The organism is Streptomyces actuosus (assembly GCF_016921115.1).
Taxonomy (GTDB): domain Bacteria; phylum Actinomycetota; class Actinomycetes; order Streptomycetales; family Streptomycetaceae; genus Streptomyces; species Streptomyces actuosus_A.
This window is the reverse complement of sequence record NZ_JAFFZS010000002.1, coordinates 285,151-309,635: the sequence shown is the minus strand read 5'-3', so window position 1 is coordinate 309,635 and position 24,485 is coordinate 285,151. Positions and strand designations below refer to the sequence as shown.

The 24,485-nt window shown below is 75.1% G+C and carries 18 protein-coding genes; 8 read left to right on the top strand and 10 right to left on the bottom strand.

What is annotated here, in order from left to right; all coding sequences use genetic code 11:
- Positions 1-7: 7 nt before the first annotated feature.
- From JS756_RS04305 to JS756_RS04260, 10 genes are all read right to left on the bottom strand, one after another.
- A complete protein-coding gene (locus tag JS756_RS04305; protein WP_205381553.1) occupies positions 8-1,354 on the bottom strand; it encodes an AMP-binding protein in 1,347 nt (448 codons plus the stop codon).
- On the bottom strand, positions 1,330-2,892 hold the full coding sequence (locus JS756_RS04300; RefSeq protein WP_205381552.1) for a cytochrome P450: 1,563 nt from the start codon (positions 2,890-2,892) through the stop codon (positions 1,330-1,332). The genes JS756_RS04305 and JS756_RS04300 overlap by 25 nt, the downstream gene beginning before the upstream one ends.
- Entirely contained in the window at positions 2,870-4,810 is a 1,941-nt protein-coding gene (locus JS756_RS04295) for a TOMM precursor leader peptide-binding protein (protein ID WP_205381551.1), read from the bottom strand. The genes JS756_RS04300 and JS756_RS04295 overlap by 23 nt, the downstream gene beginning before the upstream one ends.
- Entirely contained in the window at positions 4,807-6,825 is a 2,019-nt protein-coding gene (locus JS756_RS04290) for a hypothetical protein (protein ID WP_205381550.1), read from the bottom strand. Before JS756_RS04290 ends, JS756_RS04295 begins: the two co-directional genes overlap by 4 nt.
- A complete protein-coding gene (locus JS756_RS04285) occupies positions 6,822-8,591 on the bottom strand; it encodes a nitroreductase family protein (protein WP_205381549.1) in 1,770 nt (589 codons plus the stop codon). The genes JS756_RS04290 and JS756_RS04285 overlap by 4 nt, the downstream gene beginning before the upstream one ends.
- Positions 8,588-9,703 carry a lantibiotic dehydratase C-terminal domain-containing protein gene (locus tag JS756_RS04280; RefSeq protein ID WP_205381548.1) on the bottom strand — a complete coding sequence of 372 codons (1,116 nt, stop codon included), beginning with the start codon at positions 9,701-9,703 and terminating at the stop codon, positions 8,588-8,590. Before JS756_RS04280 ends, JS756_RS04285 begins: the two co-directional genes overlap by 4 nt.
- Positions 9,690-10,712, bottom strand: coding sequence for a lantibiotic dehydratase C-terminal domain-containing protein (locus JS756_RS04275; protein WP_205381547.1), 1,023 nt, complete (start codon positions 10,710-10,712; stop codon positions 9,690-9,692). Before JS756_RS04275 ends, JS756_RS04280 begins: the two co-directional genes overlap by 14 nt.
- A complete protein-coding gene (locus JS756_RS04270; protein ID WP_205381546.1) occupies positions 10,709-13,423 on the bottom strand; it encodes a lantibiotic dehydratase family protein in 2,715 nt (904 codons plus the stop codon). Before JS756_RS04270 ends, JS756_RS04275 begins: the two co-directional genes overlap by 4 nt.
- Positions 13,416-14,000, bottom strand: a complete 585-nt coding sequence (locus tag JS756_RS04265) for an alpha/beta fold hydrolase (RefSeq protein ID WP_498063046.1) — start codon at positions 13,998-14,000, stop codon at positions 13,416-13,418. Before JS756_RS04265 ends, JS756_RS04270 begins: the two co-directional genes overlap by 8 nt.
- Before the next feature lie 532 nt (positions 14,001-14,532).
- A complete protein-coding gene (locus JS756_RS04260) occupies positions 14,533-14,715 on the bottom strand; it encodes a thiocillin/thiostrepton family thiazolyl peptide (RefSeq protein ID WP_205381544.1) in 183 nt (60 codons plus the stop codon).
- 520 nt (positions 14,716-15,235) lie between these two features.
- On the opposite strand from JS756_RS04260, the gene JS756_RS04255 reads away from it, so the two are divergent.
- The 8 genes from JS756_RS04255 to phoA all read left to right on the top strand — a co-directional run bounded on the left by JS756_RS04255 (position 15,236) and on the right by phoA (position 24,315).
- Positions 15,236-15,643 carry a DUF2867 domain-containing protein gene (locus JS756_RS04255; RefSeq protein WP_240203214.1) on the top strand — a complete coding sequence of 136 codons (408 nt, stop codon included), beginning with the start codon at positions 15,236-15,238 and terminating at the stop codon, positions 15,641-15,643.
- A 188-nt stretch (positions 15,644-15,831) separates the two neighbouring features.
- Complete coding sequence (locus JS756_RS04250) at positions 15,832-16,668, top strand: SAM-dependent methyltransferase (protein WP_205381542.1); 837 nt, start codon at positions 15,832-15,834, stop codon at positions 16,666-16,668.
- A gap of 24 nt (positions 16,669-16,692) precedes the next feature.
- On the top strand, positions 16,693-18,012 hold the full coding sequence (locus tag JS756_RS04245; RefSeq protein ID WP_205381541.1) for an acyl-CoA dehydrogenase family protein: 1,320 nt from the start codon (positions 16,693-16,695) through the stop codon (positions 18,010-18,012).
- A 94-nt stretch (positions 18,013-18,106) separates the two neighbouring features.
- Complete coding sequence (locus tag JS756_RS04240) at positions 18,107-18,514, top strand: ester cyclase (RefSeq protein ID WP_205381540.1); 408 nt, start codon at positions 18,107-18,109, stop codon at positions 18,512-18,514.
- 20 nt (positions 18,515-18,534) lie between these two features.
- On the top strand, positions 18,535-20,382 hold the full coding sequence (gene asnB / locus JS756_RS04235; protein WP_205381539.1) for an asparagine synthase (glutamine-hydrolyzing): 1,848 nt from the start codon (positions 18,535-18,537) through the stop codon (positions 20,380-20,382).
- Positions 20,383-20,638: 256 nt separating this feature from the next.
- Entirely contained in the window at positions 20,639-21,622 is a 984-nt protein-coding gene (locus tag JS756_RS04230; protein WP_205381538.1) for an alpha/beta fold hydrolase, read from the top strand.
- On the top strand, positions 21,619-22,749 hold the full coding sequence (locus JS756_RS04225; protein WP_205381537.1) for an aminotransferase class I/II-fold pyridoxal phosphate-dependent enzyme: 1,131 nt from the start codon (positions 21,619-21,621) through the stop codon (positions 22,747-22,749). The genes JS756_RS04230 and JS756_RS04225 overlap by 4 nt, the downstream gene beginning before the upstream one ends.
- A gap of 201 nt (positions 22,750-22,950) precedes the next feature.
- Positions 22,951-24,315 carry an alkaline phosphatase gene (phoA, locus tag JS756_RS04220; RefSeq protein ID WP_205381536.1) on the top strand — a complete coding sequence of 455 codons (1,365 nt, stop codon included), beginning with the start codon at positions 22,951-22,953 and terminating at the stop codon, positions 24,313-24,315.
- Positions 24,316-24,485 lie beyond the last annotated feature (170 nt).

Sequence of the window (24,485 nt, the reverse complement as noted above, 5' to 3'; positions counted from 1 at the left end):
TCATTCCTCAGCGAAGCAGCTTGCCGCGGGCGTCGTAGGCGGACCGGTCGGCCGGCCTGGCAACGACCCGGTGCGGGGTCACGGAGGTGGGCAGCCGCCGGCAGGCGTCGCGGACCTGCTCCTCGGTGACGTCGCCGACAGCGACGACGGTCACCCGGTCACCGGCCGCCGAACGGTCGACGGAGACCGAGGCATCCACGGCACCGGGCAGCGCCACGACGGCGGCGACGATCTCCCGCGGGTAGACGCTCACACCGTCGACCTTGACGAGGTCGTCCGTGCGGCCGTCCAGGACGAAGCCGTCACCGGCCCGGTGGGCGAGATCACCGGTGCTGACGGCGCCGTCCGCCCGGATCACCGGCGTGCCCCCGGACGCCGCGAACCGGGTGTCGGGGCCGCGCGTCCAGAGCGTGCCGACGCCGTCCGGGCCGATCTCCTCCAGCCACACCGGTTTGCCGGGCAGCGGAGCGCCGACATGCCCGTCGTCGCGTACCTCGCGACCGACGGTGAGCAGGCCGGTCTCGGTGGACCCGAGCATGGTGAGGAACCCGCAGCCGGGGAACCCGGCGCTGATGCGTTCGGCGCGCTGCGGGGTGAGGCCGCCGCCCGCGGGCACGAACGACGTGTCCCTGAAGGCGCGCCGACCGGCCGCCGTGCGCGCCCCGAGCACCGCGAGGGCGGGCGGTGCCAGGCACACGCCCGGCCGCCCGGCCAGTTCGGCGACGGCGGTCTCCCACCGGCTCGGCCGGAACAGCACCAGGTCGCGGCCGAGCAGCAGGGCCGGCGCGACCACCATGCAGAAGGCTGCGGCGAAGTCGATCGCCGAGCAGGTCGCGAACACCTCGGCCGCGGCGTACTCCGGCATGCCGTCGACGTACAGCTCGACCGCGGACGCCATCGCGTGCGGCCGGCCGAACAGGAGCTTGGGGCGGCCGGTCGTGCCGGAGGAGGCCGTGGCATACGTGGGGCCGCCGGCATCGGGCGGCGGAGCCGCGCGGGGACCGGCCGGCAGCAGGACGCCGCCGGGTCCCGCGGGCGGCGCTGTCGCCGTGCCGGCCGATGCGGCGGGTGGCCCCGCCCGGACCGGGGACTCGGCCCAGCGGGCCGGGTCGCCCAGGACCCAGGAGGGTGCCGGGTCCATCAGGCCGACGGCGAGGAGGGCGACGATCGACTCCTCCCCGGCGTCCGGGCGTACGACCAGCCCCTGCGGGGCGTCCGGGCGGGCCGCGGCGAGGCGTTCGGCCCGTCGCAGCAGCACGGGCCAGGGGACCCGGCCCCGCTCGGTCACCACGCCCGCGCGGGAGGCGCGCAGCACGGGTTCGGCCCGGTTCAGCCATGCGCCTGAGTCGCCCATGTCACCCATTCCCTGATCGTGGTCGGGTCCCGCAGTTCCTCGGGGACGGTCACGCCGTGCTCCTTCAACACGACGTACGCCACCTCGCGCTCCAGCGAGGTCAGCGGCCGGTCGAGGTCGTCCTCCTCCAGCGCCGCGGTCAGCGCGCGGGTGAGGGCCGCGCCGTCGGCCGGCGGCGGGGTGCACCGCACACGCAGGCTGCGCGGCATGTCGAAGCGGATGTGCCGGACGCGTTCCACGTCGTCCTCGGCCGCGGCGGCGTCCGGGGCGATGCGGTGCAGTGCCGCGAACAGCTCCGCCGCCTGGTGGCGGGCGAGCCGGGCACCGAGGCAGCGGTAGGCGCCCCAGCCGAAGGAGAACAGGGCGCGGCCGGCCACCGGGTCGGCATCCGGACGGTTGGCGTCGGCGACCCGGACGGAGACGATCTGGCCGGGCCGCAGCGAGTGACCGGCGGCCGTGACCGGTTCGCGGACGACGCGTTCCAGGGTCTTCAACGGCGGCTCGGCGCGCAGCGCGTCGTCGAGGAGGCGTGCGCGCCGGGCCGGGTCGGCGAGCGCGCCGGGCGCGGTGAGGATCCGCGCGGCCGTGTTGCCGAGCATCCCGGCGACCGTCTCCAGCGACGCCTGGACCAGCATGACCGCGTTGGCCTCGACGTCCTCGTCGGGCAGGTCGATCGCCCCGGCGTGCCAGGCGCCGAGCACCGAGGTGCGCGGTGCGGCGGCGCGGGCCGCAGCGACGGTCTCGCGGACGCGGACCAGGGCGGCGTGCCCGGCGCGGACCGCCGCCGCGGGATCGTCCAGCCGGGCGGCGTAGGCGACCAGGGCGAGTTGCTGGCTCAGCCGGTGCAGTCGGCGGTACTCCTCGTCCGTGACGCCGACCAGCCGTGCCCCGGTGCGCACGGCGTACGGGAACGCCACCGCGGTCATGAACTCGCCGCCGCCCGCCGCGGCGAACCGGCGGACGACCCGCTCGGCGTCCTCCCGCAGGCCGGGAACGCGGGAGTCGACGGCCGCGGCGTCGAAGAACCCGCCGAACGCGCGACGCAGCGCCATGTGCCGGTCGTGGCCGGTCTGCAGCATGACGCGTTCGGCGAACGCGGTGATCTCCCGCAGCTCCGGCCGCACCGCGGCAGGCAGTTTCGTGGCGAGGTGGGCCATGACCGGCTGCGGTTCCAGCACGCCCAGCCGCTGGTCCCCGAGGAGCCCGAGGGCCACGGACCGCCCCGTCACCACCCAGCCCAGGCCGCCCGGGAGGGGGGTCAGACCAGCGGCTTCGGGGGCATCGGCGGGGGCGGCGGGGTCACCGTGCGGGGCTGACCCACCCGTGCCGTCCGCGCCGCTGACGTCGGCGTCGGCGCTGCCGTCGGGGGCACCCGTGTCGCCGGTCTCGCCGGGGTCACTCGTCCGGCCGGGGCCGCCCGAGTCGCCGGGGTCCGGGTTGCGGGGCTGGGCCCGGGGCACGGTTCGTGCGGCCTCCGACTCGGCGGGGGTCCCCGGCTCGGCGGGGGACTCCGGGTCATGGGAACGGGTGCGGCTCATGCCGTACCTCCTCGGGGGAGAACGCGCGCCGGCCCAGGCCGTTCCTGGCCCGGAACGCGCTGAGGGCCTCGGGCGGAGGCAGCCGCCGGTGCCGGTGGCCGAACGTCATCGGCGCGGTGCCCGGCACGACCGCCTTGACGCAGTTGAGGCCCAGCCGGTGCAGTTCTTCGGTGGTGTGGTCGACGACGAGGACGTCCTGTCCGTCGCGCCGCGCGGCCCGCAGCAGCGCCCCGAGGTCGGCGGCGACGTCACCGACCGGGTCGTGCAGGGCGGGCGCGGACGGCGGCGCGGGAGGCGTTCCGTCCAGCAGGAAGGAGAACCGCGGCCGGGCCTGCGGCAGGGCGGCGACCAGCGCGTGGTCCTCCATGTGGCGCACCAGGTCCGGGTCGTCCAGGGCGCGCTCCAGCTCCGGACGGCGGCGCCGGTACTCCAGGGTGATCACGGGCGCGGCGGCGGCCATCTCGTGGACGGCCCCGAGCAGCGCCCGCTCGGTGGTGAGGGCCGAACCGGCGGTGACCAGGGTGGCGGGCCGGTCGGGCTCCCGCGAGGTCGACACCAGCAGCACCACCGGCACGTCGAACGCGCCGACCGCGCGAAAGGCCCGCAGGTCCCGGCCGGTGCGGTGGCGCACCGTGCGCACGGCACGGCCGACGGCGCCGCGCACCCCGTCGAGGTCGACCTCCGGCAGCGGCGCGGCGGAGTACCAGGCGCACAGGAAGGCGTCCCGCTCGGCCACCTCCAGCAGCGCCGCCAGCAGCGCCTCCTCGGTGCCGGAGCCCAGGGCGCAGCCGTTGGAGTTCTCGTAGACGAATCGGGGGCCGGTCTCCGGGCGCCGCGCCGCGCCGTAGTAGGCGACGTGGAAGGGCAGGAGCGTACGCCGGCCGGTGAGAGCGGAGTACGCCTCCGCCCAGCCGGTCGGGGTGTCCGGGCTGAACGGCGTGAACGCGAAGCCCGGCGTGCGGTACGCGTCGTCGGGGTGGAGGAGCAGGGTGCGGGGGTCGACCGCGTCGTCGAGATCGGCCCAGGCGGCGAAGCGGACGGGGTCGCGGCCCCCGCAGTGCCATCCGGCGTAGCGCTCCAGTCCCTCCAGGACGGCCGCGGGACGGGCGCCCGTGTAGTCCTCGGCCCGGCCGATCGCGATCTCGTCGAACCCCCACACCGTGGGCACCCGTACCTGCGTCGACGGCAGAGCCGCCCCGTCGCCGACGGACGCGGAGCGGGTCAGGCCGGACCAGGCGTCGAGGTACTCCCGCTCCAGCCGATCGGCGTAGCGGGCGGCCGGGTGGCGGCGCGCGGAGCCCACGCCCGTCGCGGGGCGGGACCGGGACAGGTCGGGCAGGGGCGGCGGCAGCGGGCGGCGCGCGGCGCGGCAGTGCGGGGCCGCGCACAGGGTGTGCGGGAGGGCCGGGTGCCAGTCACCGGCGACGCGGGCGGGGCCGATGGCGTAGGCGGCCTCGGCGCTGCGGGCCGGAGCGCCGTCGGCCAGCCGGGCGGCCTCGTCCCGGACCAGGGCCGCCACCAGCCGCTCGGCGCCCGGCGGCAGCCAGGGCGCGCCGCGGGCGGACAGGGGGCGGGGGGCCGCCGCGGCCAGGGGGACGCCCTCGGGCCCGTCGGCCGCACGGACGCGCAGCGCGAGGCAGTGCGGACAGCCGGGCCGGCCGGGCCGGGTCAGCGGGCCGACGACGAGCCGTCCGCGCAGCCCGTACACGGGCAGCACGACGGTGTCGGCCGCCGCCCGGTCCGACAGGTCCGCGTCCCAGGCCGGGTCCACGACGACCCTCAGCCGTCCGGTTCCACCGGCTGCGGGGGCGTCACCGGCCCGCACCTCGGCGGCACCGCCGACGAGGCGTTGCAGCCGGGCCGCGAGATCGGCGTCGGTGTGCTCCCGCGCGGGGCTCACGGTCAGGGTCTCGTTCATGCCGCGGGTCCCGGGGTCAGGACGACGCCCACCAGCGCGCCGGCGACCAGCGGGGGCAGGGCGGCCTCCCGCCGCACGAGCCCGAGCGCCGCCGCGATCGCGGCGGGGTGCCCGGCCGTCCGGGTGGGGACGGGCTCGCCGGGGCTGTCGTGGGCCCGTCGGGCAGCCGACTCGGTGGCCCGCGCGGCATCCGGCCCGGCATCCGCCGACACGTCCAGCGCCGCGGACGGCACCGCCGCCACGGCCCCCGCGGCGTCCCGCGCGCCGAGCTGCTCGTGGGCCAGCGCGGTCAGCAGGGCACGTTCCTCGGCCTGGTCGGGGTCGAGTCCGGTGCGGACGACGGTGCCGGAGGGGCCGTCGACCCGGGTCCGCCACAGGCCGCTCGGATGGCCCTCGGTGTGCACGGCGAGGTCGGCCGGCGCAGACTCCGCCAGGCGCAGCACCCGTCGGGAGCGGGGCCCATCGGCGTCGTGGAGTGCCGCCCCCTCGTCCGGGACGGCGTCGTCCGGTGCCACCGCGTCCGGAGCCACGGCGTCCGAGGACGCACCGTCCACGGGGACGCCGCCCGCAACCGTCCCCGGCAGGACCGCCCCGGCCGGAACCGCCTCCGCCCGAACGGCTTCCGTCGGGGCACCCCCGCCCCGCCCCGCCTCGGACCGACCGGCGCCGGACCGCCTCGCGTCCGCGGCGTCGGCCCAGGCCGCGTCCGCCCAGTGCAGCAGGGCACGGGTCAGGGCCGCGTGCGCGTCGCGGCCGACGCCGACCGCGGAACCGTCCGCCCCGTCCCCGCCGGGAGCCGTCAGGGTGGCCTCGACGGCGGTGATCGCGGCCTCCGCGCGGGCGTCCGCCATGGTCTCGGCGACGACCACGGGGCCGTCCGCCGAACCGGCCGGCTCGCTGCGCCCCGGCGGATTGAGGCGGACGCGCAGTGCGGTGAGCGGGAACTGAGGGAGCTGCTCCGGGGCGCACGAGAACAGCGGGCCGAAGCAGCGCGCGCCGAACACCGACTCGGGGAACCGGCTCCCCCCGCGGGCCGCGAGGCCGCCCGGCCCCGCGGGGTGGACACCGTGGCCGGGGCACCCGGGGTCCGGGTCGACCGCCGTACGCCAGATGCTGAGCCGGGTCAGGTCCACGACGACGCCCTCGCCGAGCACGCCGTCGTCGCCCGCCGCGACGTACTGGAACAGTTCCTGGGCCAGCACGGTCGCCGCCACCGACACCGGAACGGTTCCGAGCCCCGCAGTGCCGGGCAGCGCGACGGCGCGGTGGGCCAGGCGCCGCCAGGCGCACCGTACGCAGGCCCGGCCGGAGCCGGGCATCTGGCCCTTCAGCAGCAGCGCCTGACCCTGCACCAGCCCCACCCAGGCGCCGGCCCCGGCGGCCTCGGCCCGGTCCAGCAGCCGCCAGGCCTCGGGGGCGGTGCCGGGCGGGACGATGCCGATCAGCGTGCGCCCCGCACCGGCCGCGCCGGCGTCGGGTCCGGACAGCCGGACCGGTGCGCCGCGCCCCGCGAGGTCCGCCGCCATGTCCCTCAGTTCCACGTCGGGTTCGGCATCCAGCAGCGCGATGTCGCCGAACCCGGTCTCCATGAGTGCCGCGGCCAGCGGTGCCGCCCGCTCGACCGGACCGGCCAGGGCGACCGGAAGGCTGCGGGCCCGGTCCAGGCCGGCGGCGGGGTCGGTGGTGAAGTGCCGCAGGAACTCGACCTGCTGCGGGAACAGGCCCGCCCGCACCAGCCCGTCGAGCCGGTCGTCGGGGCGCTCCCGGCGGACCACCTTCCGCTCCTCCAGCACCTTCAGCAGCCGTTGCACGAACGGGGCCCGGTCCGGGCCGAGGGCGCCGAGCAGTTCCTCGGGCACGACCCCGCGGTCCAGCAGCGGTGCGAGTTTCTCCACCCAGGTCGCGACCGTGCCGCCGGTCAGCGTGAAGGAGCCGTCGGTGGTGCGGATCCACACCCCGTTCGGCACCGGTACGTAGTAGGCGTCGCTGCGCAGCCGCAGCAGTCCGGCGTTCATGCCCCACCCCCGTCGCCCGCCGGCACGGCGGCCGGACGCAGACCGTTCTCCAGGTACAGGCCCCTGCGGTACGCGCCGACCGGCACCGTCAGCAGGGCCGTCAGACGCCGCGGCGCCAGGCCCAGTGCCTCGTCGAGCAGGCCGCTGACGAAGCCGAGGACCGGATGCGCGGACAGGCCGGCGCGGGCCGCGCACACCGCGAGCCGCTGGGCGAGGACACCCGCCAGGACCTGCTGCGTGCGGTACCCGACGGGTCCGGACGCGCCCCGGTGCGGGTCCGGGGTGCCGGCGACGACGGCGATGAGCGGCGCCTGACCGACGTTCATGTAGTCGGCGAACATGCTGCGCTGGACGAGCGCGCCGAAGTCGCCGCCGGCGAGCAGGGCGAGCCGCCGCCCGTCCCGGTGCGGCAGGTAGGCGCCGGGCGGGACGCCGGGCACGGACCGCACGACCAGCACGCACCGCGGGTGCCGCGGCGCGCCCTCGCTGCCGGGCACGTCGCTGGGCAGCGGGGCGAGCACCTCGGGCAGCCACTGTGCGAGGACGTCCGCCGCCAGCGGTGATCCGCGCAGTTGCTCGCCCAGGGCGGAGCGGGCCCAGGAGTCGGCGACCGTGAGCCGCGGGCCGGTCGAGGCCGGCAGTTCGGCGTCGGCCCGGCCGACGAGGTCCGGCGGTTCGAGAGGCGGTAGGTCGACGGGCCGCCCGGGCCGTGCGGCGGCCAGGCAGGCGGCGTGCATACGGCGGCTTCCGGCGCCGGGTCCGGGCGGCACGGCCGCCCCCAGCCACCGGGGCCGCCCGGGCGGCGCCGCCTCACCGGCACGCCCGGCGGCCTCATCGGCGGAGGATGCGGCGGGGACCAGGGGCGTGTCGGGGTCGAGGGCGATGTCGAGGACCGCCGGGGCGGCCTCCAGTTCGGGGTCGAGGCCGAGCCAGTCGAGGATCCGTCGCTCGGCCGTGCCGAACGTGACCCGGCACGGCAGGTTCCAGGACCGGGCGGTGAGCGCGAACTGCCCGACGACCGCGCCGGTGTCCATCGCACCGAGCCGGTAGGAGAAGTCGCCGTACTTGAAGTGGTTCTTCCACAGCGGCTGGGTGAGCAGCAGGCGCACGCCGCCCTCGGGTGGTGCCAGATGCGCCGGGGGCCGCCCGGGGGAGAGGACCGCCAGGGCGTGGCGGACCGCGTCGTAGTGGTGGACTCCGGCGGGCACGCCGTCCGCGCCCGCGGTCGCCACGTAGCACTCGGCGGGGTAGGTCACACCGCCGGACGGGACGGCCCGGCGGAGCTGGTAGTGCGGGTTGCGGTGGACGGGCAGGGGTTCCTCGGGGCTGCTCTTGGCGATGCCCTCCGGGTACCAGCGCACGCCGGTGAGGCCGTAGCCGGCCTGGAGCAGCATCCCGAGCCGGGCCGCGGGGCGGGCGGCGGCGAGGGCGGCGACCGCCGCGGGACCACCGTGCGCGGCGGCCCGCGGCAGGACCGGCAGGTCGATGCGGGGCAGGTCGGCGTACCAGCGGAACGGGCTGGGGATGTTCCTCCAGTCGATCTGCCAGTGCCGCGGGTGGATCTCCTCGTAACTTCCGCGCATCCGGCGCACGAAGGCGTCCGCACCGGCCGCGTCGAACGGTCCGCTCCCTGCTCCGCCGCCGGACCCCGCGCCGGATCCACCGCCGGGTGCTCCGGTGGTGGGCCCGCCGCCGGTGGGCAGGGGCGCGCTCCCCGGCGCCCGCGCCCCCACCCCGGTGCCGCCGCTCGTCCCGGTGGCCGTCATCCGGTCACCTCGGCTTCCGGGCGCACGGACCGGATGATCTCGGCGGCGTCGAGGTCGTACTCCTCCTCGAAGGCCCGGGCGATCAGGTGGAAGAGCGTGTACCGGTCGGCGAGCAGGAAGCCCAGCCGGTACAGGTGCCAGTGCGCGTACGCCTGGGCCAGCCGGGAGGCCAGGAAGCGGCGGTCCTCGCGGATCATGCCCTGGTAGAACGGGTTGTCGGCGATCGCGCGGTGGATGCCGGCCACGGGCGGCTCGGGCAGGTCCGCCAGCCACTCCACCTGCGGCCTGCGATAGAGCCCGTCGGGCGACGGGGTGAGCCGCGCGGTCTCGGCCCTGCGCGGTGTGGCGTACAGGTGGAACCTGCCGTCGTCGAAGCCCTGCTGGACGGCAGGCAGGTATGCGCGCAGCCGCAGCGTCCAGTCGCGGGCCGGTTCCGGTACGTCGGCCAGGTCGCCGTCGGGATCCCGCATCGCGTCGACGAGTCCGCGCAGCCGGGGCCGGAGCAGGTGGCGGTTCTGCTCGTAGCGTTCGGCGTGCTTGGCGCGGGTGCCCTCCGGATCGCGGATCAGCAGCAGATAGCCCTCGAACGTGGCCAGGTAGGACAGGTAGCCGGCCCTGAAGCCGAAGCGGGCGAGAGGGGCCGGCAGGTGCGGGGCGAGTACCAGCCCGCTGCACACCAGGTAGTCGAAGGCCACGGCCAGGCGCAGGGACCGCTCGCCGCGGGTGGCGCGCAGGGTGGTCAGGGCGAGCGGCGTGGTGTCGGTCCAGAACGACTCGGCCAGGTCCAGCGCGGCGGCCCCGCCGAGCCAGTCGTGCTCGTGGTTGTAGGGCTGGTGCGCGAAGACGTCGTCGACGCGGGCGTCGACCCCGGCGGCGCCGATGTGCTCGACGATCCGGGCCTTCAGGCGGCGTTCGACGGAGGGGCTGCCGGTGCGGAAGCGCAGCCGCAGGAAGGGCCGGCCGCCGTGGTTCTCGCGGAGGTAGAACCACGACCGGGTCTCCCCGAGTTCCACGGACTCGTCGAGCGCGGGCGCGACCACGTCGAGGAGGAGGTCCTCCTGCACGGACCACGGGACGCTGACGGTGAGATCCTTGTGTTCACTGGTGGACATGACGCTCATCCCTGTCGTGGGCCGCTGTCGCCGGGCGGGGCCTCACGGCCGCCCGGTCCGTGGCCGCCCGGTGGGCCAGGTAGGCGACGAAGCACTCGCCCTGCGGGCGGACGTTCATCCTGTTGTTGGTGGTGTGCAGGTAGTGGCTGACGAGGGCGCCCAGGGCGGCCTCGGCAGGTGCCGAGCGGTCCGTCTCCGCGGGCCACACCCGCCCTGAGGCGACGAGCGGACGCAGCCGCCCGACCGCCTCGCCGACGGTCCGCTCCCAGCCCTCCCCCAGCCCCCTGCCCACCGGGTCCCCCGCGTCGAGGGCGGCGACCAGGGCCGTGTAGGTGCCGCGTTGGAGCCGGTACTGCTCGTCCCAGGCGGCGAGCAGCCGCCCGTCCGTGACGTAGGCGGCCCAGCGTTCGTGGTAGGTCCGCAGGAACACGGCGCGTTCGTCCGGGCCGAAGCCCAGCGCCCGGGCGGCCAGCAGCAGCAGTTGGAGGGAGACGCCGAGACGGGCCCGGTCGCTGCGGACCAGCCTCAGCACCTGCCCCGCCAGCAGGGAGCCGGCGTGGAAGACGTCCTCGGCGATCTCCACGCCCTCGGGTCCGCCGTACTTGGCCCGCTCGGGCCGGTAGTCGATCCAGCGCACGGTGTTGGGCGGTTCGGGGGTGTACAGGCGCGCGTCGGAGGCGTCGCCGTGCTCCAGTTCGCCCAGGCGGCGCAGCGCCCGGCGCAGCCGCTCCGGGTCGGTGTCCGCGGGGCCCGGGTACCGCTCCAGGTGGGCGGTGATCCGGCGCTCCGCCTCCTCCCGCACGCCGTCCCGGTGCTCGGCGGGCACCTGCATGCGCAGCCGGACGTGCGGGCCGCGTTCCCAGTGGCGCAGGTAGAAGTGGCGCAGCAGGCGCCCCTCCCGGCGCAGGTCGTCCGCCATCGGCAGCAGGAGGTCCGTCAGCAGCGGGTCGGTGTCGCCGTGGTGGAAGACGTGGCAGGACAGCCAGGGCTGCGCGGCGGCCGGGCTCATGGTGCCCCCTCGGTGGTCTCGACGATGAACTCCTCGGTGAACGGCCCCCCGTCGCCCGCCGGGCCACCGGTGGCCGCCCGGCCGTCGAGGGGCTGCGGGTGGTCGAGGTCCGGCACCGGCAGGCACTCCTGGAACGTGATGTCCCCCTCGCACCGCCGCAGGGCGCGCTGCCAGGCGAGCAGGCCGGTGACGCTGGTGAAGTCCAGGAACGTGGGCTTGCGTTCGGCCGAGGTCGGGAACCGCGCCAGCGTCCGCGCCCAGCTGTGCCGCTCCTCGGCGGAGACCGGGACGAGCGGATCGGGCAGGGTGAAACCGCGGTGGAAGACGCGCTCGGGGAGCCCCAGCTCCTCCCGCCAGCGCCGCACCTCCCGCACCAGGCCGACGCCGGTGCGGCCGGCGACGTCCGGGAGCAGCCGCGCGGGCACCTTCCACGTCCGGCGGGCCAGGACCAGGCTGCCGGAGCGCACGCGCGGATACCGGCGCACCGTGTCCCGGTCGGCGGGCCGCCGGGCGACCCGGCGCTGGTCGACGCGGTCCCACCAGGCGAGGTTGGCGAGGCTGCCGGAGCCGAAGAACCCGAGGAACTGGTAGAACCGCGGGGCGAGTTCGTTGAGCAGGAAGTTCAGCATCACCAACCGCAGTTCGTGGCCGTCCCTGCCGTGCCGCAGGAGCAGCCGGCCGGAGTCCTCGTCGTGGGCGACCCAGCAGTCCTCCAGCGAGATCCCCGTGCCGCCGCCCCACGGTCCGGGCGCGGCGCAGGGGTAGCGCAGGTGGCTGCCCAGGAGCGGGGGGTGGACGTTGGCGTTGATGCCCAGGACGGCCGACAGGTCCGTCAGCGGGGCGCGGGCGTCGTCGTGGCGGGCGATGTCCGCGGTGACCAGGTCGCCGAACCCGTCGTCGCCGGCCGCTTCGTAGGCGGGCAGGAAGCGGGACACGGCTCGGCCGAAACCGATCGAACCGCCGTTGACGACGAGCAGTTCCCCGTCGGGGGACGGGTGGTGCTGCACGTTCCAGCTGACGCGGGACCAGCGGGGGACCCACGGCGGCAGCTGTCCGGCCAGCCGGGCGACGCGCCGCGGGTCGACGACCGCCTCCCCGTCGCCGGCCGCGAGCTCGAACACGGTGTCCTGCAGACCGCGCAGTTGCCGCGGCACGTCGGCCGACAGGTCGGTGAGCCGCTCGGTGAGCAGGGGTTGCAGCTTGGGGGAGGACAGCGCGGCGAACAGCGTGAGCAGCCGGTGGGGTCCGGGGCCGAACCGGTCCCGGACCACGTCGGCGACGACCGCCCGCACGTGCGCGCCGTCGTCGAAGGCGGGCAGCATCCGGTGCCAGGGCTCCAGGTCGGGCAGGTGCCGCCGCCACCGGGCGGGCTCCTCACGGCGCGGTCGGGACACCACCGCGTCCTCGTAGACGAGCGTCCGGGCGGTGTCGACGGGCGGCACGTCGACACCGCAGTGCGCGGCGAGGTCGCCGACGTGCCCCGTGATCCGGGCGACGAGGTGCTCCCGCCGTTCGACGTCGGCCGTCGCGAACGCGGTCTCGGCGGCGGCCAGGCCCCGCACGCAGTCGGCCGGACCGGGGTCCGTGTGGTCGGTGTACTCCGGCAGCAGCTCGGCCAGGCGCGCGACAGGATGCGGGTGCTGGTCGCCGACGCCCAGATCGCGGGCCAGGACGCCCTGCTCGAACAGGGCGTCGAGCTCCGCCGCGGCGGCCTGCGGTGCCGTGCCGGGTGGGGCCGCGCACCGCTCGCGCACCTCCCGCTCGGGGACGGCCTCGTCGGCCGGGAAGGCGAGCAGCGCGGTCACCACGGGGCCGGCCGGGACGCGCACGAAACGCTCCCTGCTCGCGGGCTCCCGACTCCCGTCACGGCCCCTGACCAGGAAGACGGCCCCCTCCGCGGAAGCCGCCACCACGGGTGCCCGGCGCACCACGGCGGCCGGCCGCAGCCCGGGCGTCTCCGCCAGGCACCGCTCCACCCAGCTGACCAGTTGCCGGGGCAGCCGGCACACGGACACCGGGACGCCGTCCCCGGCACCGGTGGCATCCGCACCGCCGGCGGTTGCGGCGGAGGCGGCGATGTCTGCGGTGGGTTCCAGCAGCACCGGCCGGGTGTGGACGAGCCGGCCGAAGGGGGACGGCTTGAGGGCGCTGCGGGTGAGCAGGTTGAGGACGGTGGACTCGGTCATCCGCTCCCGTTTGCCGTGCGCGGTGCCGTCGGCGACCGCGGCGGCGTAGCGGTCCATGTTCCGCACCAGACCGTCCGCGCTGAGCTGGGCGCCCGCACGCAGGGCCGGGTCGAGGGCCGCCGCGGCGAGCGCCTTGCGCTCGCCGGCCAACGCCGTCTCGTACTCGGCGGCCAACCGGGCGGTCAGTTCCGTGCGCCGGGCCGCCAGGCGTCGGAGTTCCGCCGCCCCGGGAACGGCGGCGTCGGGTGTCGTGAACTCGTCCTCCGGCACCTCCAGCGCCCGGTGCAGCCGGCGCCGCAGCGCCAGCACCGTGCGCCGACGGTCGCGGTCGTCGAGTGCGGGCACCAGCGCGGTCAGTTCCTCGGCGACCCGTGGTGCCCGCTCCGCCCAGTCGCGGCGCAGCCGTTCCAGTTCGTCGCAGAGCCGGGCCACTTCGGGCGAGGAGAGCCGGGCCACGGCGTCGAGGGGCTGCGAGCACACGCGGACGACGCCGTACCCGGCGAACCCGAAGCCCTGCCTAGACATGCGCCTCACCTCCGGCCGCGGACCCGGCCGGGGACCGGTCCGCGGCCCGCTCCCCGGCGCGCAGGCGTTCGTGGAAGGCGGTGCGGCCGGCGTCGACACGGTCGGCGAACTCCTCCACGGACGCGGCGAAGACGCGCGGCGCGTCCATCGGCACGACATGTCCGGCCCCGGCGACGACGGCGACGTCGGCACCGCCGGCGGCGGCCGGGACGATCGCGTTCCGCTCGTTCTGCAGCAGCGCTCCGTTGACGAGCTGGACCGGGACCTCGAGGTCCCTCAGGTCGTCCAGGCCGGGCAGCCGGAGGCAGCCGTCGGACAACTCGTCGAAGGTCGCGGTGAGCAGCCGCTCCCATGTGTCGCCGTGCAGGTGGGCGAAGTGGTCGCGGGTCGCCCGCTGCCGGGCCGCCATGCTCGTGAAGCCGACGAGCCAGCGGTCGAGCGTGCCGGGGGAAAGGAGGAAGGAATACCCGGACATGACGACGCCCGCAACGGCGTCCGGCGCATTCCCCGGGGCGCGGGCCGACGCGTTCTCCGCGGCGCGGAACGCCACCGCTGCGCCCAGATAGGAAAGTCCCACGACGATGGGTGCGTCGAGTTGTCCGCGGATCGCTTCCCGGACCCGATCGACCGCCGCCGCGGCAGGATGTGCAGGGATTTCCTCCTCGTTTCCGTGCCCAGGGAGACGTATTTCGGTGACGGGGTGGTTCCACCAACGCCGGCACCTCGCGTAATGGACTTCTTCCGTGCCCATCAGACCGTGCACCAGGATTACGGGTCGCACGTGATACCAGCTTTCTTCCGCCGGAAACAGTGTGCGGGCAGCAAGAACACAGAGCTTCTGCCGATCATTTTCATCGGAAGTCGAACCCCCCGGCGGCAGCTGAATTCAGGCCGCGAAAAGGCATGGCGAATCCGCCCGCCGTACGGTGGTGTACCCATGCCTTGATCAGGCATAGTGAAGCCGGTGACGGGGAGCCGACGGCCCGTGCAAGGGTCGGCCCCCGCATCACCCTGGCGCGGAGCACAGCCGGGCCGGAGCCCTCGGACCTGCTCGATTGGCGCGGGCAGGTCCGGGGGCGGCGCGGTCAGGCCCCGCGTCGGGAACTACCTCACGAACTGCAGCTGCACGTGCAGATACAGGTCGTGCAGGAGGCGGACGAGACCATGGTCACGGTCAGGTCCTCGCTGTCGAGCAGCGTCTCGTCCATGTAGTCGCTGATCTCCAGGGCATCGACGTCGAGGCCGGTCAGACCCTCGACACCGATGTCCTGGCTGGTGGCAGGACTGCTCATGCTGTTCCACCTCTCAAGTAAGTGCGGATCGCGCACTTCGCGCCGCACACGGGCCGGCGCCGGTAAACACAGCCGGCCCCCGGGACCCTTTTTGCCCGGCTCGGGCCGACCATAAGCACGACCACTTCCGACCATCAAGGGGTCGTTCACGCCACACCGACGGCTTTTCTCGCCATCCACCCATGTGATGCAGGTCACACATTTATCGCGGCAGGGGCCTGCATTTCGGTAACGGATCACGGGTACGGTCGCGGTCAGCGGCGCGTTTACCCGCCGTTGACCGTAGGACGCGTTCGACGTCCAGACATTGGCGCCCTTCAAAACCGCTGACCACGGCGGCGCCATCCATGGGGGATCTCCGATGAAGGTAGATACCTGTTCGATTCCTGACGGCACCGCACTTGCACGTTTCCGCGACAGCGGCGCATACACGCACGCCGAAGCGGCGGAAGCAGTAATTCCGAGAAAAGGCAGGGTCGACGCGCGGGAACTGGCGCGCCTGACCATGGACCGTCCGAGCATGACGCCCGAGCGGGCGTTCTGGCTGGTCGATCTGTGGATCCGGGTCCAGGGCCTGCTCCTGCGCCCCTTCGGCGTCAAGGCCAACACCATGCGCGGCGGCCGGGAGCAGCCCCTGCCCGAGGCGGGCGGACGACTCGGCCCGTACGAGGTGTTCGAGGCGAGCGAGGCCGAGGTGCTCCTCGGCGACGCCGACGCCTTCCTCGAACACCGCATGTCCTTCGTCGTCGCCGACGGCAAGGCGTTCATCGGCGTCGTCCTGCGCACCAGGAACGAGGCCGGCGAGGCCTATTGGAACCAGCTGCGCCACAACCAGACCCTGATCCTGCACGAGTCGCTGCGCCGCGGGCTCACCCGGGCCGTGGGCGACGACGAAGCCGCCGACCGGGAGACACCCGCGGACCGCTGACGTCACCCGACCGCGGGGCCGGCCGGGGCACCCGCACGGCATCCGCACGAGCCCCGCGGCACACCCGCACCCCGCCCTCCTCTCCCGCACCGCACGGCACGCACCGCCCGATCCCTCTCCACCAGGTGCCGACCGTCCGCCGCCCCCTCAGCCGGGTCCCGCCTCCCGGCGCACGTGAGAAGAGCCCGATGTCGAGTCTGACCGAGACCGCCCGCTGGATCGCCTGCGCCCGGGCAGCCGAATCACTGCGCCCCGACCGCCTCTTCGAGGACCCGCTCGCGGTGACGTACCTCCGGCGCACCGACCCCGACCTGTACGCCGGACTGCGCTCGCAGCCCGGCGCGCGCTTCGACGTGCTCGCCGTACGCACCAGGTTCTTCGACGACCACCTGCTGCACGCCGTCACCGAGGGCGCCCCCCGACAGGTCGTCGTGCTGGCCGCCGGGCTGGACGGCCGGGCCTTCCGGCTGGCCTGGCCCGCCGGAGTCACCCTCTACGAGATCGACCTGCCCGAGGCGGTCGAGGAGAAGTCCGCCTTCCTGGCCCGCCACGGCCCGGTGGCCGACCGGTGCCGGCGCGTCCCGGTGCCCGCCGACCTCACCGCCGACTGGCCGTCCGCGCTCACCGCGGCCGGGTTCCGCGACGACCTGCCCACCGTCTGGCTCGCCGAAGGCGTCCTCTACTACCTGACGGAGGACCAGGTCGACACGGTCGTCGCGCAGCTGACCGAACGGTCCGCGCCCGGCAGTGTGCTGTGCCTGGAACAGGTGAACACCGACCTGTACCGCGCGCCGTGGATGCGGGAGTGGCTGCGCTCCCTGCGCGACGAGGGCCGGCCCTGGCTCTCCGGGGTGGCCGACCCCGAGACCTGGCTCGCCGGCCACGGCTGGCGCGCCGTCGTCCGCGAGCCCTGCGACCTGCCCGAGGCGGCGGGCCGCCGGGTGCCCAGGACACCCCCGCGCGACGTCCCCGGAGCCGCCCGCACCTGGCTGATCACCGCCGACCTCGCGCCCGAGGCGGTCTGAGTCCCGTCCACCGCTGGAGTCTTCATGCGCCCTCTCATCACCCGGCCCGGACGCGCGCGGCACGTCGCGCTGGCGGAGGAACTCGCCGCGGTCTTCCGCCGGCGGGCCGCGGAGCACGACCGCAGCGCCGAGTTCCCCCACCGCAACATCGACGACCTGCGGGACGCCGGCTACCTGAGACTGACCGTCCCGCGCGAACTCGGCGGACTCGGCGGCGACCTCGGGGACATGGCGGCGGCCCAGGAGCGGCTGGCCGCCGGCTGCGCCTCCACGGCGCTCACCGTCAACATGCACCTGTCGATGGCCGGACAGCTGGCCAGGACCTGGCGGACCACCGGCGACGAGCGCGCCCGGCGGACACTGACCGGCATCGCCGACGGCCGCGTGGTGCTGATGGGGGCCACCGCCGAACCCGGACACGCCCTCGTGCGCAGCACCGGCGCCAAGGCCCGCAAGGTGGAGGGCGGTTGGCTGGTCACCGGGGACAAGACCTTCGGCACGGGATCCGCCGTGATGACCCACATGACATCGATGGCGGAGTACCGCGAGCACCCGGACGGCCCACAGGTGCTCGTGTTCCGCATCCCGGCCGACAGCCCCGGCGTCCGCGTCCTGGACGGCACCTGGAACACCTCCGCGCTCCGGGCCACCCGCAGCGAGAACATCGAGCTGCGCGACGTCATGGTGCCCGAGGAGAACGTCCTGACCAGCTTCCCGGTCGGCGTCCTGGACGGCTCCCTGCTCCAGACCCTGTGGGGCTGGGCCATGCCCACCTTCGCCGCGGTCTACCTCGGCGTCGCCGTGGGTGCGTACGAGAGCTGCGTGCAGGACGTCCTCGGGCGCGGTTGGGAGGAGCGGCCGTACGTCAGGACGACGCTCGCCGAGTGCGAGGCGCTCGTGGAGACCACCCGGGCCCTCATCGACCGGACCACCGACGAGGTCATGGGCAACGCCCTGTGGGACACCCTGAGCATCCAGCAGGGCATGTCCCGCGTCGTGCTGGCCAAGACCGTCGGCACCGACAACGCCGTCGCGATCGTCGACCGCGTCGTCCGGATCATCGGCACGGCGGCGCTGCGGCCGGGCTCGGTGTACGAGCGCGCCCACCGGGACGTGCGCGCCGGGACGATGCACCCCTACAGCCATGCCGACGCCTGCGACCTGATCGCCACGACCGTCCTGGGCGCCGAGGCCGCCCCGGCGATCCCACCCCGCCTGCCCCGGCTCGCCGAACCCGGGAAAACCGCCGGAACCGGCACCGAGGTCGACGGAACCGCTCGCGAAACCCTCGGCCCCGCCCCCGAGACCGACGCCGGCCGCACCCGGCACCCGCACCGCCCCTGACCCGCGCACCGCCGCCCCAGCCCCGCCACGCCCCGCCCCGCCCCGACGGCGGCGCCGACGGCAGCCCACGCCCCGACGACGAGAGGCGACAGCAGTGGACCGCACACACGCCCAGCGGCTGATGGACCACTTCCTCGCGGCCTACAACGAAGGCGACCCCCGGCACCTGGACCACTGCCTGCACCCCGACTACCGGCACCCCGACCCGTCGGTGGAACGCGGCATCGAGGGCATGCGCGCGGCCGTCCGCCGCTGGGCCGCCGCGATCGAGAACCTGCGCCTCGCCCTGGACGACCTGGTCGTCGAGGACGACAAGGTCGTCGCCCGCATGACCTTCAGCGGCCGGCAGACCGGCACCGTCCTCGGCATCCCGCCCTCAGGCAGGCGGTTCTCCATCGGCCTCATCGACATCTTCCTGGTCGAGGAGGGCCTCTTCGCACAGCACTGGGACCAGATCGACCGGCTCGGACTGCACCGGCAGCTCGGTGCGGTGCCGGCATGACGAACGGAGGCTGACACCGGATGTGTGGCATCGCGGGCTGGGTCGCCTACGCGCACGACCCCGCAGCACAGCGTTCCGCCGTGGAGGCGATGACGCAGACCATGGCCTGTCGCGGCCCGGACGCGGGCGGCATCCACTACGGCCGCCACGTCGCCCTCGGCCACCGCCGCCTCGCCGTGATCGATCCCGCCGGCGGCGCACAGCCCATGACGGCCGAGGACGACGGGCGGATCACCGCCGTCCTGTCCTACAGCGGCGAGATCTACGACTTCACCGCCCTGCGGGACCGGCTGAGCGCGGCCGGCCACCGCTTCGGCACCCGCAGCGACACCGAGGTCGTCCTGAGGGCCTACACCGAATGGGGCGACGACTTCGTCCACCGGCTCAACGGCATGTTCGCCCTCGCCCTGTGGGACGAGCGCCGCCGGGAACTGCTGCTGGTCCGCGACCGGCTGGGCATCAAACCCCTCTACTACTACCCCACCGCCGACGGCGTGCTCTTCGGCTCCGAACCGAAGGCGATCCTGGCCCACCCCCGGGCCCGCGCCCGGCTCGGCTCCGACGGCCTGCGGGAGCTGATGACCTGGACCAACACCCCCGGCCACGCCGTCTTCGACGGCATGTTCCAGGTGCGGCCCGGCCACGTCGTGCGCGTCTCGCGCGGCGGGCTCACCGAGCAGCCCTACTGGCGGCTGCGGGCCCGGCCGCACGAGGACGACCTCGACACCACCGTCGACCGGGTGCGCCGGATGCTGCGGACGGCGGTCTCCGACCAGACCGTGGCGGACGTCCCGCTGTGCTCGCTGCTGTCGGGCGGCCTGGACTCCAGCTCCGTGGCCGCGTTCGCCGCGCAGGCGCTGCGCGAACGGAACGAGCCGCCACTGCACTGCTACTCCGTCGCCTTCGCCGGCCCCGGCCGCGCACCGGACCCGGCGGGCTCCGGCGACGACGCCGGGCACGCGGCGCTCCTGGCCGGCCACGTGGGCGCCGTACACGAATCGATCGTGCTCGACGCGACACTGCTGTCCGACCCCTCCGCACGCGCGGCCGTCCTGCGCGCCCGGGACCTGCCGCAGGGCCTGGCCGACATGGACACCTCCCTGTACCTGCTGTTCAAGGCGATCCGGCAGCGCTCCACCGTGGCCCTGTCCGGCGAGGGTGCCGACGAACTGTTCGGCGGCTACCCCTGGTTCCACGACGAGGACGCCGTCCGCGCCCGGACGTTCCCGTGGATGCACCTGGGCGCCGCGGGCGTCCCGCGGGGCCCGTCCTTCCTCGACCCCGCGCTGCCCGAGCGCCTGAAGTTCGACGAGTACCGCGCCGACCGCTACGCCGAGGCACGGGCGGCCGTCCCCGTCCTGCCCGGGGAGGCCGAGGCCGAACAGCGCATGCGCACCGTCGGCCACCTCTTCCTCACCCGGTTCCTGCCGATGCTGCTGGAACGCAAGGACCGCATGAGCATGGCCGTGGGCCTGGAGGTGCGGGTGCCGTTCCTGGACCACGCCCTGGTGGAGTACGTGTTCAACGTGCCCTGGTCGATGAAGGCCTTCGACGGACGCGAGAAGAGCCTGCTGCGCGCGGCCGTGGCCGCCGACCTTCCCCGCTCCGTGCTGACCCGGCGCAAGGAGCCGTACCCGACGATCGCCGACCCCGGCTACGACCGGATCCTCAAGGACCGGCTGTCGGAGCTGATGGCGGACCCCGCGGCGCCCGTGCGCGACCTGATGGACGACCGCAGCGCCGCCGAGGCCCACGCCGCGGTGCAGCGGGCGGCACCGGAGGAACTGCGCTTCCTCCGCGTCGGCCTGGAGTCCCTGCTCAGGATCGACGACTGGATGCGGGAGTACCGGGTGGAGCTGGTGGAGTGAGGACCGGGCTGACCAGGCTGACCGGGCTGACCGGGCTGACCGGGAGCCCTCGCGGAGGCCACGCACGACGCGCGCAGGCAAGACGCAGCACCGCGGCACAGTCACGCACGGCACGCAGGCCACGCAGCGCTGCGCGCAAGGGCGCGCGGGACGCCGCGACCGAGGAGAGCGCCCGGAGACCGCGCGGCGAGCACGCCGAACGCGGCGCACCCGGCCGAGAAGGAACAGCAGCGGAAGAAGAAGGGGAGCGCGAACGATGACCGAAGAGACCGGGCGACGGTTCGCCGGTGTCCGCCATCCGATCCACACCCGCACCTGGCCGCACCCGTCCCCCCGGTACGTCGCCGTCTTCGTCCACGGCTACGCCGACCACGGCGGCCGGTACGGGCACCTGGCCGACGCCCTGAACCGGCACGGCGCCACCGTCCACGCCCCGGACCACATGGGCAGCGGACGGTCGGACGGGCCCCGCGCACGCGTCGAGGACTACGACGAGCTCACCGACGACGTCCACACGGTCGTACGGCACGCCCGCGCCGCCCACCCCGGCCTGCCCGTGGTCCTGATCGGCCACTCGATCGGCGGCATGGTCGCAGCGCGCTACGCCCAGCTCCACCCGGACGACCTGTCCGCCCTCGTCCTGGCCGCCCCGGTGCTCGGATCCTGGCACACCGCCACCGCCCTGCTCGCCTTCGACGAGATCCCCGAGATGCCGATCGACGTCGGCGCGGTGATGTCCCGCGACCCCGCCGAGGCAGCCCGCTACAACGAGGACCCGCTGGTCTGGCACGGGGCCTTCGTCCGCACCACCCTGGAGTCCGTCGTCACCTGCCTCGACCGGATCAACGGCGGAGGAGGCCTGGCCTTCCTGCCCACCCTCTGGATGCACGGCGACGCCGACCCGCTGGCCCTGATCGACGAGACCAGGAACGGCCTGGCGAAGATCCGCGGCTTCCACCTCACCGAGCGGATCTACCCGGGCGCCCTCCACGGGCTGTACCACGACCTGGACCGGGACCGCGCGCTGGCCGACACCGCGGCGTTCATCGACGACGTCCTGCAGGGCCCCGAAGGCACAGGCGCGTCCGAAGGTCCCGGCGTACCCGAGGGACCGGGTGCCGTCGAGGAGCCTCGCGCGGCGGAAGACCCCGACGCACCCGGAGGTCCGGCACGACCGGCGCGAGCGGAAGGACGCCGCGGCCGCCCGGAGGGCGGGGCGCACCCCGGAGGTGCGGCATGACGGAGACCGGCGCCCCCGCACCGGCAGGTCACGGGCACCACCCGCACCGCCTGTCCCACAACGAGCTGCCGCAGACCCCCCTCGCCGATCTCGACGAGGCCCTGCGGCCCGCGCTCCGGGAGCCGCACCGCTACCCCGACCCCTACGCCGGCGAGCTGGCCGAGGCCGTCGCACGGGCCTGCGCCGTCCCTGCCGGCGACATCGTCGTCGGCCCGGGCTCGGCCGCGCTGCTCCAGCTCGTCGTGCAGTGGGTGGCGCCGGGCCACGGCGAGGTGATCCACGCCCGCCCGTCGTTCGACGCCTATCGCCTGATCGTGCACTGCGCCGGCGCCCGGCCGGTCGAGGTGCCGCTGCGGGACCACCGGCACGACCTGCCCCGGATGCTGCGGAGCATCACCCCCGCCACCCGCGCCCTGATCGTGTGCAACCCGCACAACCCGACCGGCACGGTGGCCGCCGCCGCGGACCTCGCCGCGTTCCTGCGCGCGGTGCCGGAGCGGGTGGTGGTCGTCCTCGACGAGGCGTACCGCGAGTTCGCGGACCCCGGAGCGACCGCCGACGGCGGAGCGCTGTACCGGGACCTGCCGAACCTGGTGGTCCTGCGGTCCTTCTCCAAGGCCTACGGACTGGCCGGGCTGCGGGTGGGCTACGCCCTCACCCACCCGGACACGGCACGGACCCTGCTCGGCCGGCTGCTGCCCTTCTCGGTGAGCTCCGTCGCCCAGGCCGCCGCACGCGCGGCGCTGGCCCGCGGGCCCGAGGCACTGCGGCAGGCGGAGCACGTCGTCGCCGAGCGGGACCGCCTCACCGCCCGGCTCCGGGAGCAGGGCTGGCCGGTCGTGCCCTCAGCGGCGAACTTCCTCTGGCTGCCCCTCGGCACCGGCGCCGAGCCGTTCGCCGAGGCGGCCGCCCGGCACGGCCTCCTCGTACGCGCCGTACCCGGCGAGGGCGTCCGCACAACGGTGGGCGGCGCGGCGGCGAACGACGCCCTGCTGCGCTTCACCGCAGGCCGGAGGCCTCCCACGGGCACCGCACCCGCCGACGGACCGGACACACGACGCACCCCCGCACCCGCCGTCGGGCAGGCCACCGGGCCGGGCAGGGCCAGGGGCCGCCCCGCTGCGTGACACCGCCGTCGCCGGGGTGTCGACCGCTCAGCCCAATCAGGGACCGGCACGCAGCGAGCCGGTCCCTCATGTCATGTCCTGGATGCGATGGTGGAGCCGGTTCGTCACCGTCAGTTCATCAACACCTGTTGATCTGGCGCTCGTTGACACCTGCACCCGCTCGCAGGACGTCTCGACCGGACGCCTCAAGGAGTCGCTTCCATGCACAGTCCCTCCCGCCGCAGCCTCACCGTCGCCACCGCGCTGATCGCCGCCACCGCGGCCGCCGCGGCCGTCACGACCACCGCCGGCGCCTCCGACACCAGGCAGCAGGCCCAGCACGCCGTCAAGGGCGGCAAGGCGAAGAACGTCATCCTGCTGATCGGTGACGGCATGGGCGACTCGGAGATCACCCTCGCCCGCGACTACACCGTCGGTGCCGACGGGCGCCTGAACATGGACCGCTTCCCGCTCACCGGCGCGTACACCACCTACGCGGTGCACGAGGACGGCACCCCGGAGTACGTCACCGACTCCGCCGCCAGCGGCACCGGCTGGGCCACCGGCGTGAAGACGGTCAACGGCCGCATCTCCAAGACGCCGGGCAGCGACCGTCCCGTCCGCACGATCCTGGAGCTGGCGCAGCGCAACGGCTACGCCACCGGCAGCGTCACCACCGCCGAACTCACCGACGCCACCCCGGCCGTGCTCGCCTCCCACGTCACGAACCGCTCCTGCCAGGGCCCGGCCGACATGGCCAAGTGCCCCACCGACACCCTCGCGGCCGGCGGGCCGGGCTCGATCGCCGAGCAGACCGTCAACCACCGGGTCGACGTCCTCTTCGGCGGCGGCAAGCAGCGGTTCGACCAGACGGTCACCGAAGGCCGGTACAAGGGCATGACCGTCACCGAGCAGGCGCGCAAGCTCGGCTACCAGGTCGTCACCGACGCCTCGTCGATGAACGCGGCCAGGCCCGGCAAGCCCGTCCTCGGCCTGTTCTCCGACGGCAACATGCCCACCGAGTGGACCGGTAAGGCGGCGGCCGTCGGCGGCACCGACCCGCAGCGGTGCGTCACCTCCAACCCCGACCGGCCGTCCACCGCGCCCAGCCTGGCCGACTCCACCGCCAAGGCGATCCAGCTGCTGGAGGCCAAGCAGAGGCACAAGCACTCCGGCAAGGGCTTCTTCCTCCAGGTCGAGGGCGCCTCCATCGACAAGCGGGACCACGCCGCCGACCCGTGCGGCCAGATCGGCGAGACCGTCGCGTTCGACCGGGCGGTCAGGGTCGCCCGCGCCTACGCCGCGAAGCACCCCGACACCCTCGTCGTCACCAGCGCCGACCACGGCCACACCAGCCAGATCGTCCCGCTGGGCGCGAACCCGCCCGGCCTGTCGTCCACCCTGGTCACCGACGAGGGACAGCAGCTGAAGGTCAACTACTCCACCAACACCCCGGGCCAGTCCCAGGAGCACACCGGCACCCAGGTCCGCATCGCCGCCCAGGGCCCGCTCGCCTACCGCGTCCTCGGCGTCACCGACCAGACCGACCTGTTCACCACCATGCGCGAGGCCATGCGCCTGCGCTGACCCGGCGTCGCACCGCACGAGGGGGAGACCGCATCCGGCGGCCTCCCCCTCCGCCGTGTCCGGACCGGGCCCCGCCGCACCTGCCCGTCCCCCTCACGCCGTGCGGGTCCGGACGCGCGGACGGCGGCGCTCAGCCGCAGCTCGCCGACGGCAACCGCCCGGATGTTCGC

Excerpts from the sequence above, each read along its gene's own strand:
- JS756_RS04300 (WP_205381552.1), bottom strand. The coding sequence starts at position 2,892 with ATGAGCCGCACCCGTTCCCATGACCCGGAGTCCCCCGCCGAGCCGGGG.
- JS756_RS04295 (WP_205381551.1), bottom strand. The coding sequence starts at position 4,810 with ATGAACGAGACCCTGACCGTGAGCCCCGCGCGGGAGCACACCGACGCC.
- JS756_RS04250 (WP_205381542.1), top strand. The coding sequence starts at position 15,832 with ATGTCGAGTCTGACCGAGACCGCCCGCTGGATCGCCTGCGCCCGGGCA.
- JS756_RS04290 (WP_205381550.1), bottom strand. The coding sequence starts at position 6,825 with ATGAACGCCGGACTGCTGCGGCTGCGCAGCGACGCCTACTACGTACCG.
- JS756_RS04270 (WP_205381546.1), bottom strand. The coding sequence starts at position 13,423 with ATGTCTAGGCAGGGCTTCGGGTTCGCCGGGTACGGCGTCGTCCGCGTG.
- JS756_RS04260 (WP_205381544.1), bottom strand. The coding sequence starts at position 14,715 with ATGAGCAGTCCTGCCACCAGCCAGGACATCGGTGTCGAGGGTCTGACC.
- JS756_RS04280 (WP_205381548.1), bottom strand. The coding sequence starts at position 9,703 with ATGTCCACCAGTGAACACAAGGATCTCACCGTCAGCGTCCCGTGGTCC.
- JS756_RS04305 (WP_205381553.1), bottom strand. The coding sequence starts at position 1,354 with ATGGGCGACTCAGGCGCATGGCTGAACCGGGCCGAACCCGTGCTGCGC.
- phoA (WP_205381536.1), top strand. The coding sequence starts at position 22,951 with ATGCACAGTCCCTCCCGCCGCAGCCTCACCGTCGCCACCGCGCTGATC.
- JS756_RS04255 (WP_240203214.1), top strand. The coding sequence starts at position 15,236 with ATGACGCCCGAGCGGGCGTTCTGGCTGGTCGATCTGTGGATCCGGGTC.
- JS756_RS04285 (WP_205381549.1), bottom strand. The coding sequence starts at position 8,591 with ATGACGGCCACCGGGACGAGCGGCGGCACCGGGGTGGGGGCGCGGGCG.
- asnB (WP_205381539.1), top strand. The coding sequence starts at position 18,535 with ATGTGTGGCATCGCGGGCTGGGTCGCCTACGCGCACGACCCCGCAGCA.
- JS756_RS04225 (WP_205381537.1), top strand. The coding sequence starts at position 21,619 with ATGACGGAGACCGGCGCCCCCGCACCGGCAGGTCACGGGCACCACCCG.
- JS756_RS04275 (WP_205381547.1), bottom strand. The coding sequence starts at position 10,712 with ATGAGCCCGGCCGCCGCGCAGCCCTGGCTGTCCTGCCACGTCTTCCAC.
- JS756_RS04245 (WP_205381541.1), top strand. The coding sequence starts at position 16,693 with ATGCGCCCTCTCATCACCCGGCCCGGACGCGCGCGGCACGTCGCGCTG.
- JS756_RS04230 (WP_205381538.1), top strand. The coding sequence starts at position 20,639 with ATGACCGAAGAGACCGGGCGACGGTTCGCCGGTGTCCGCCATCCGATC.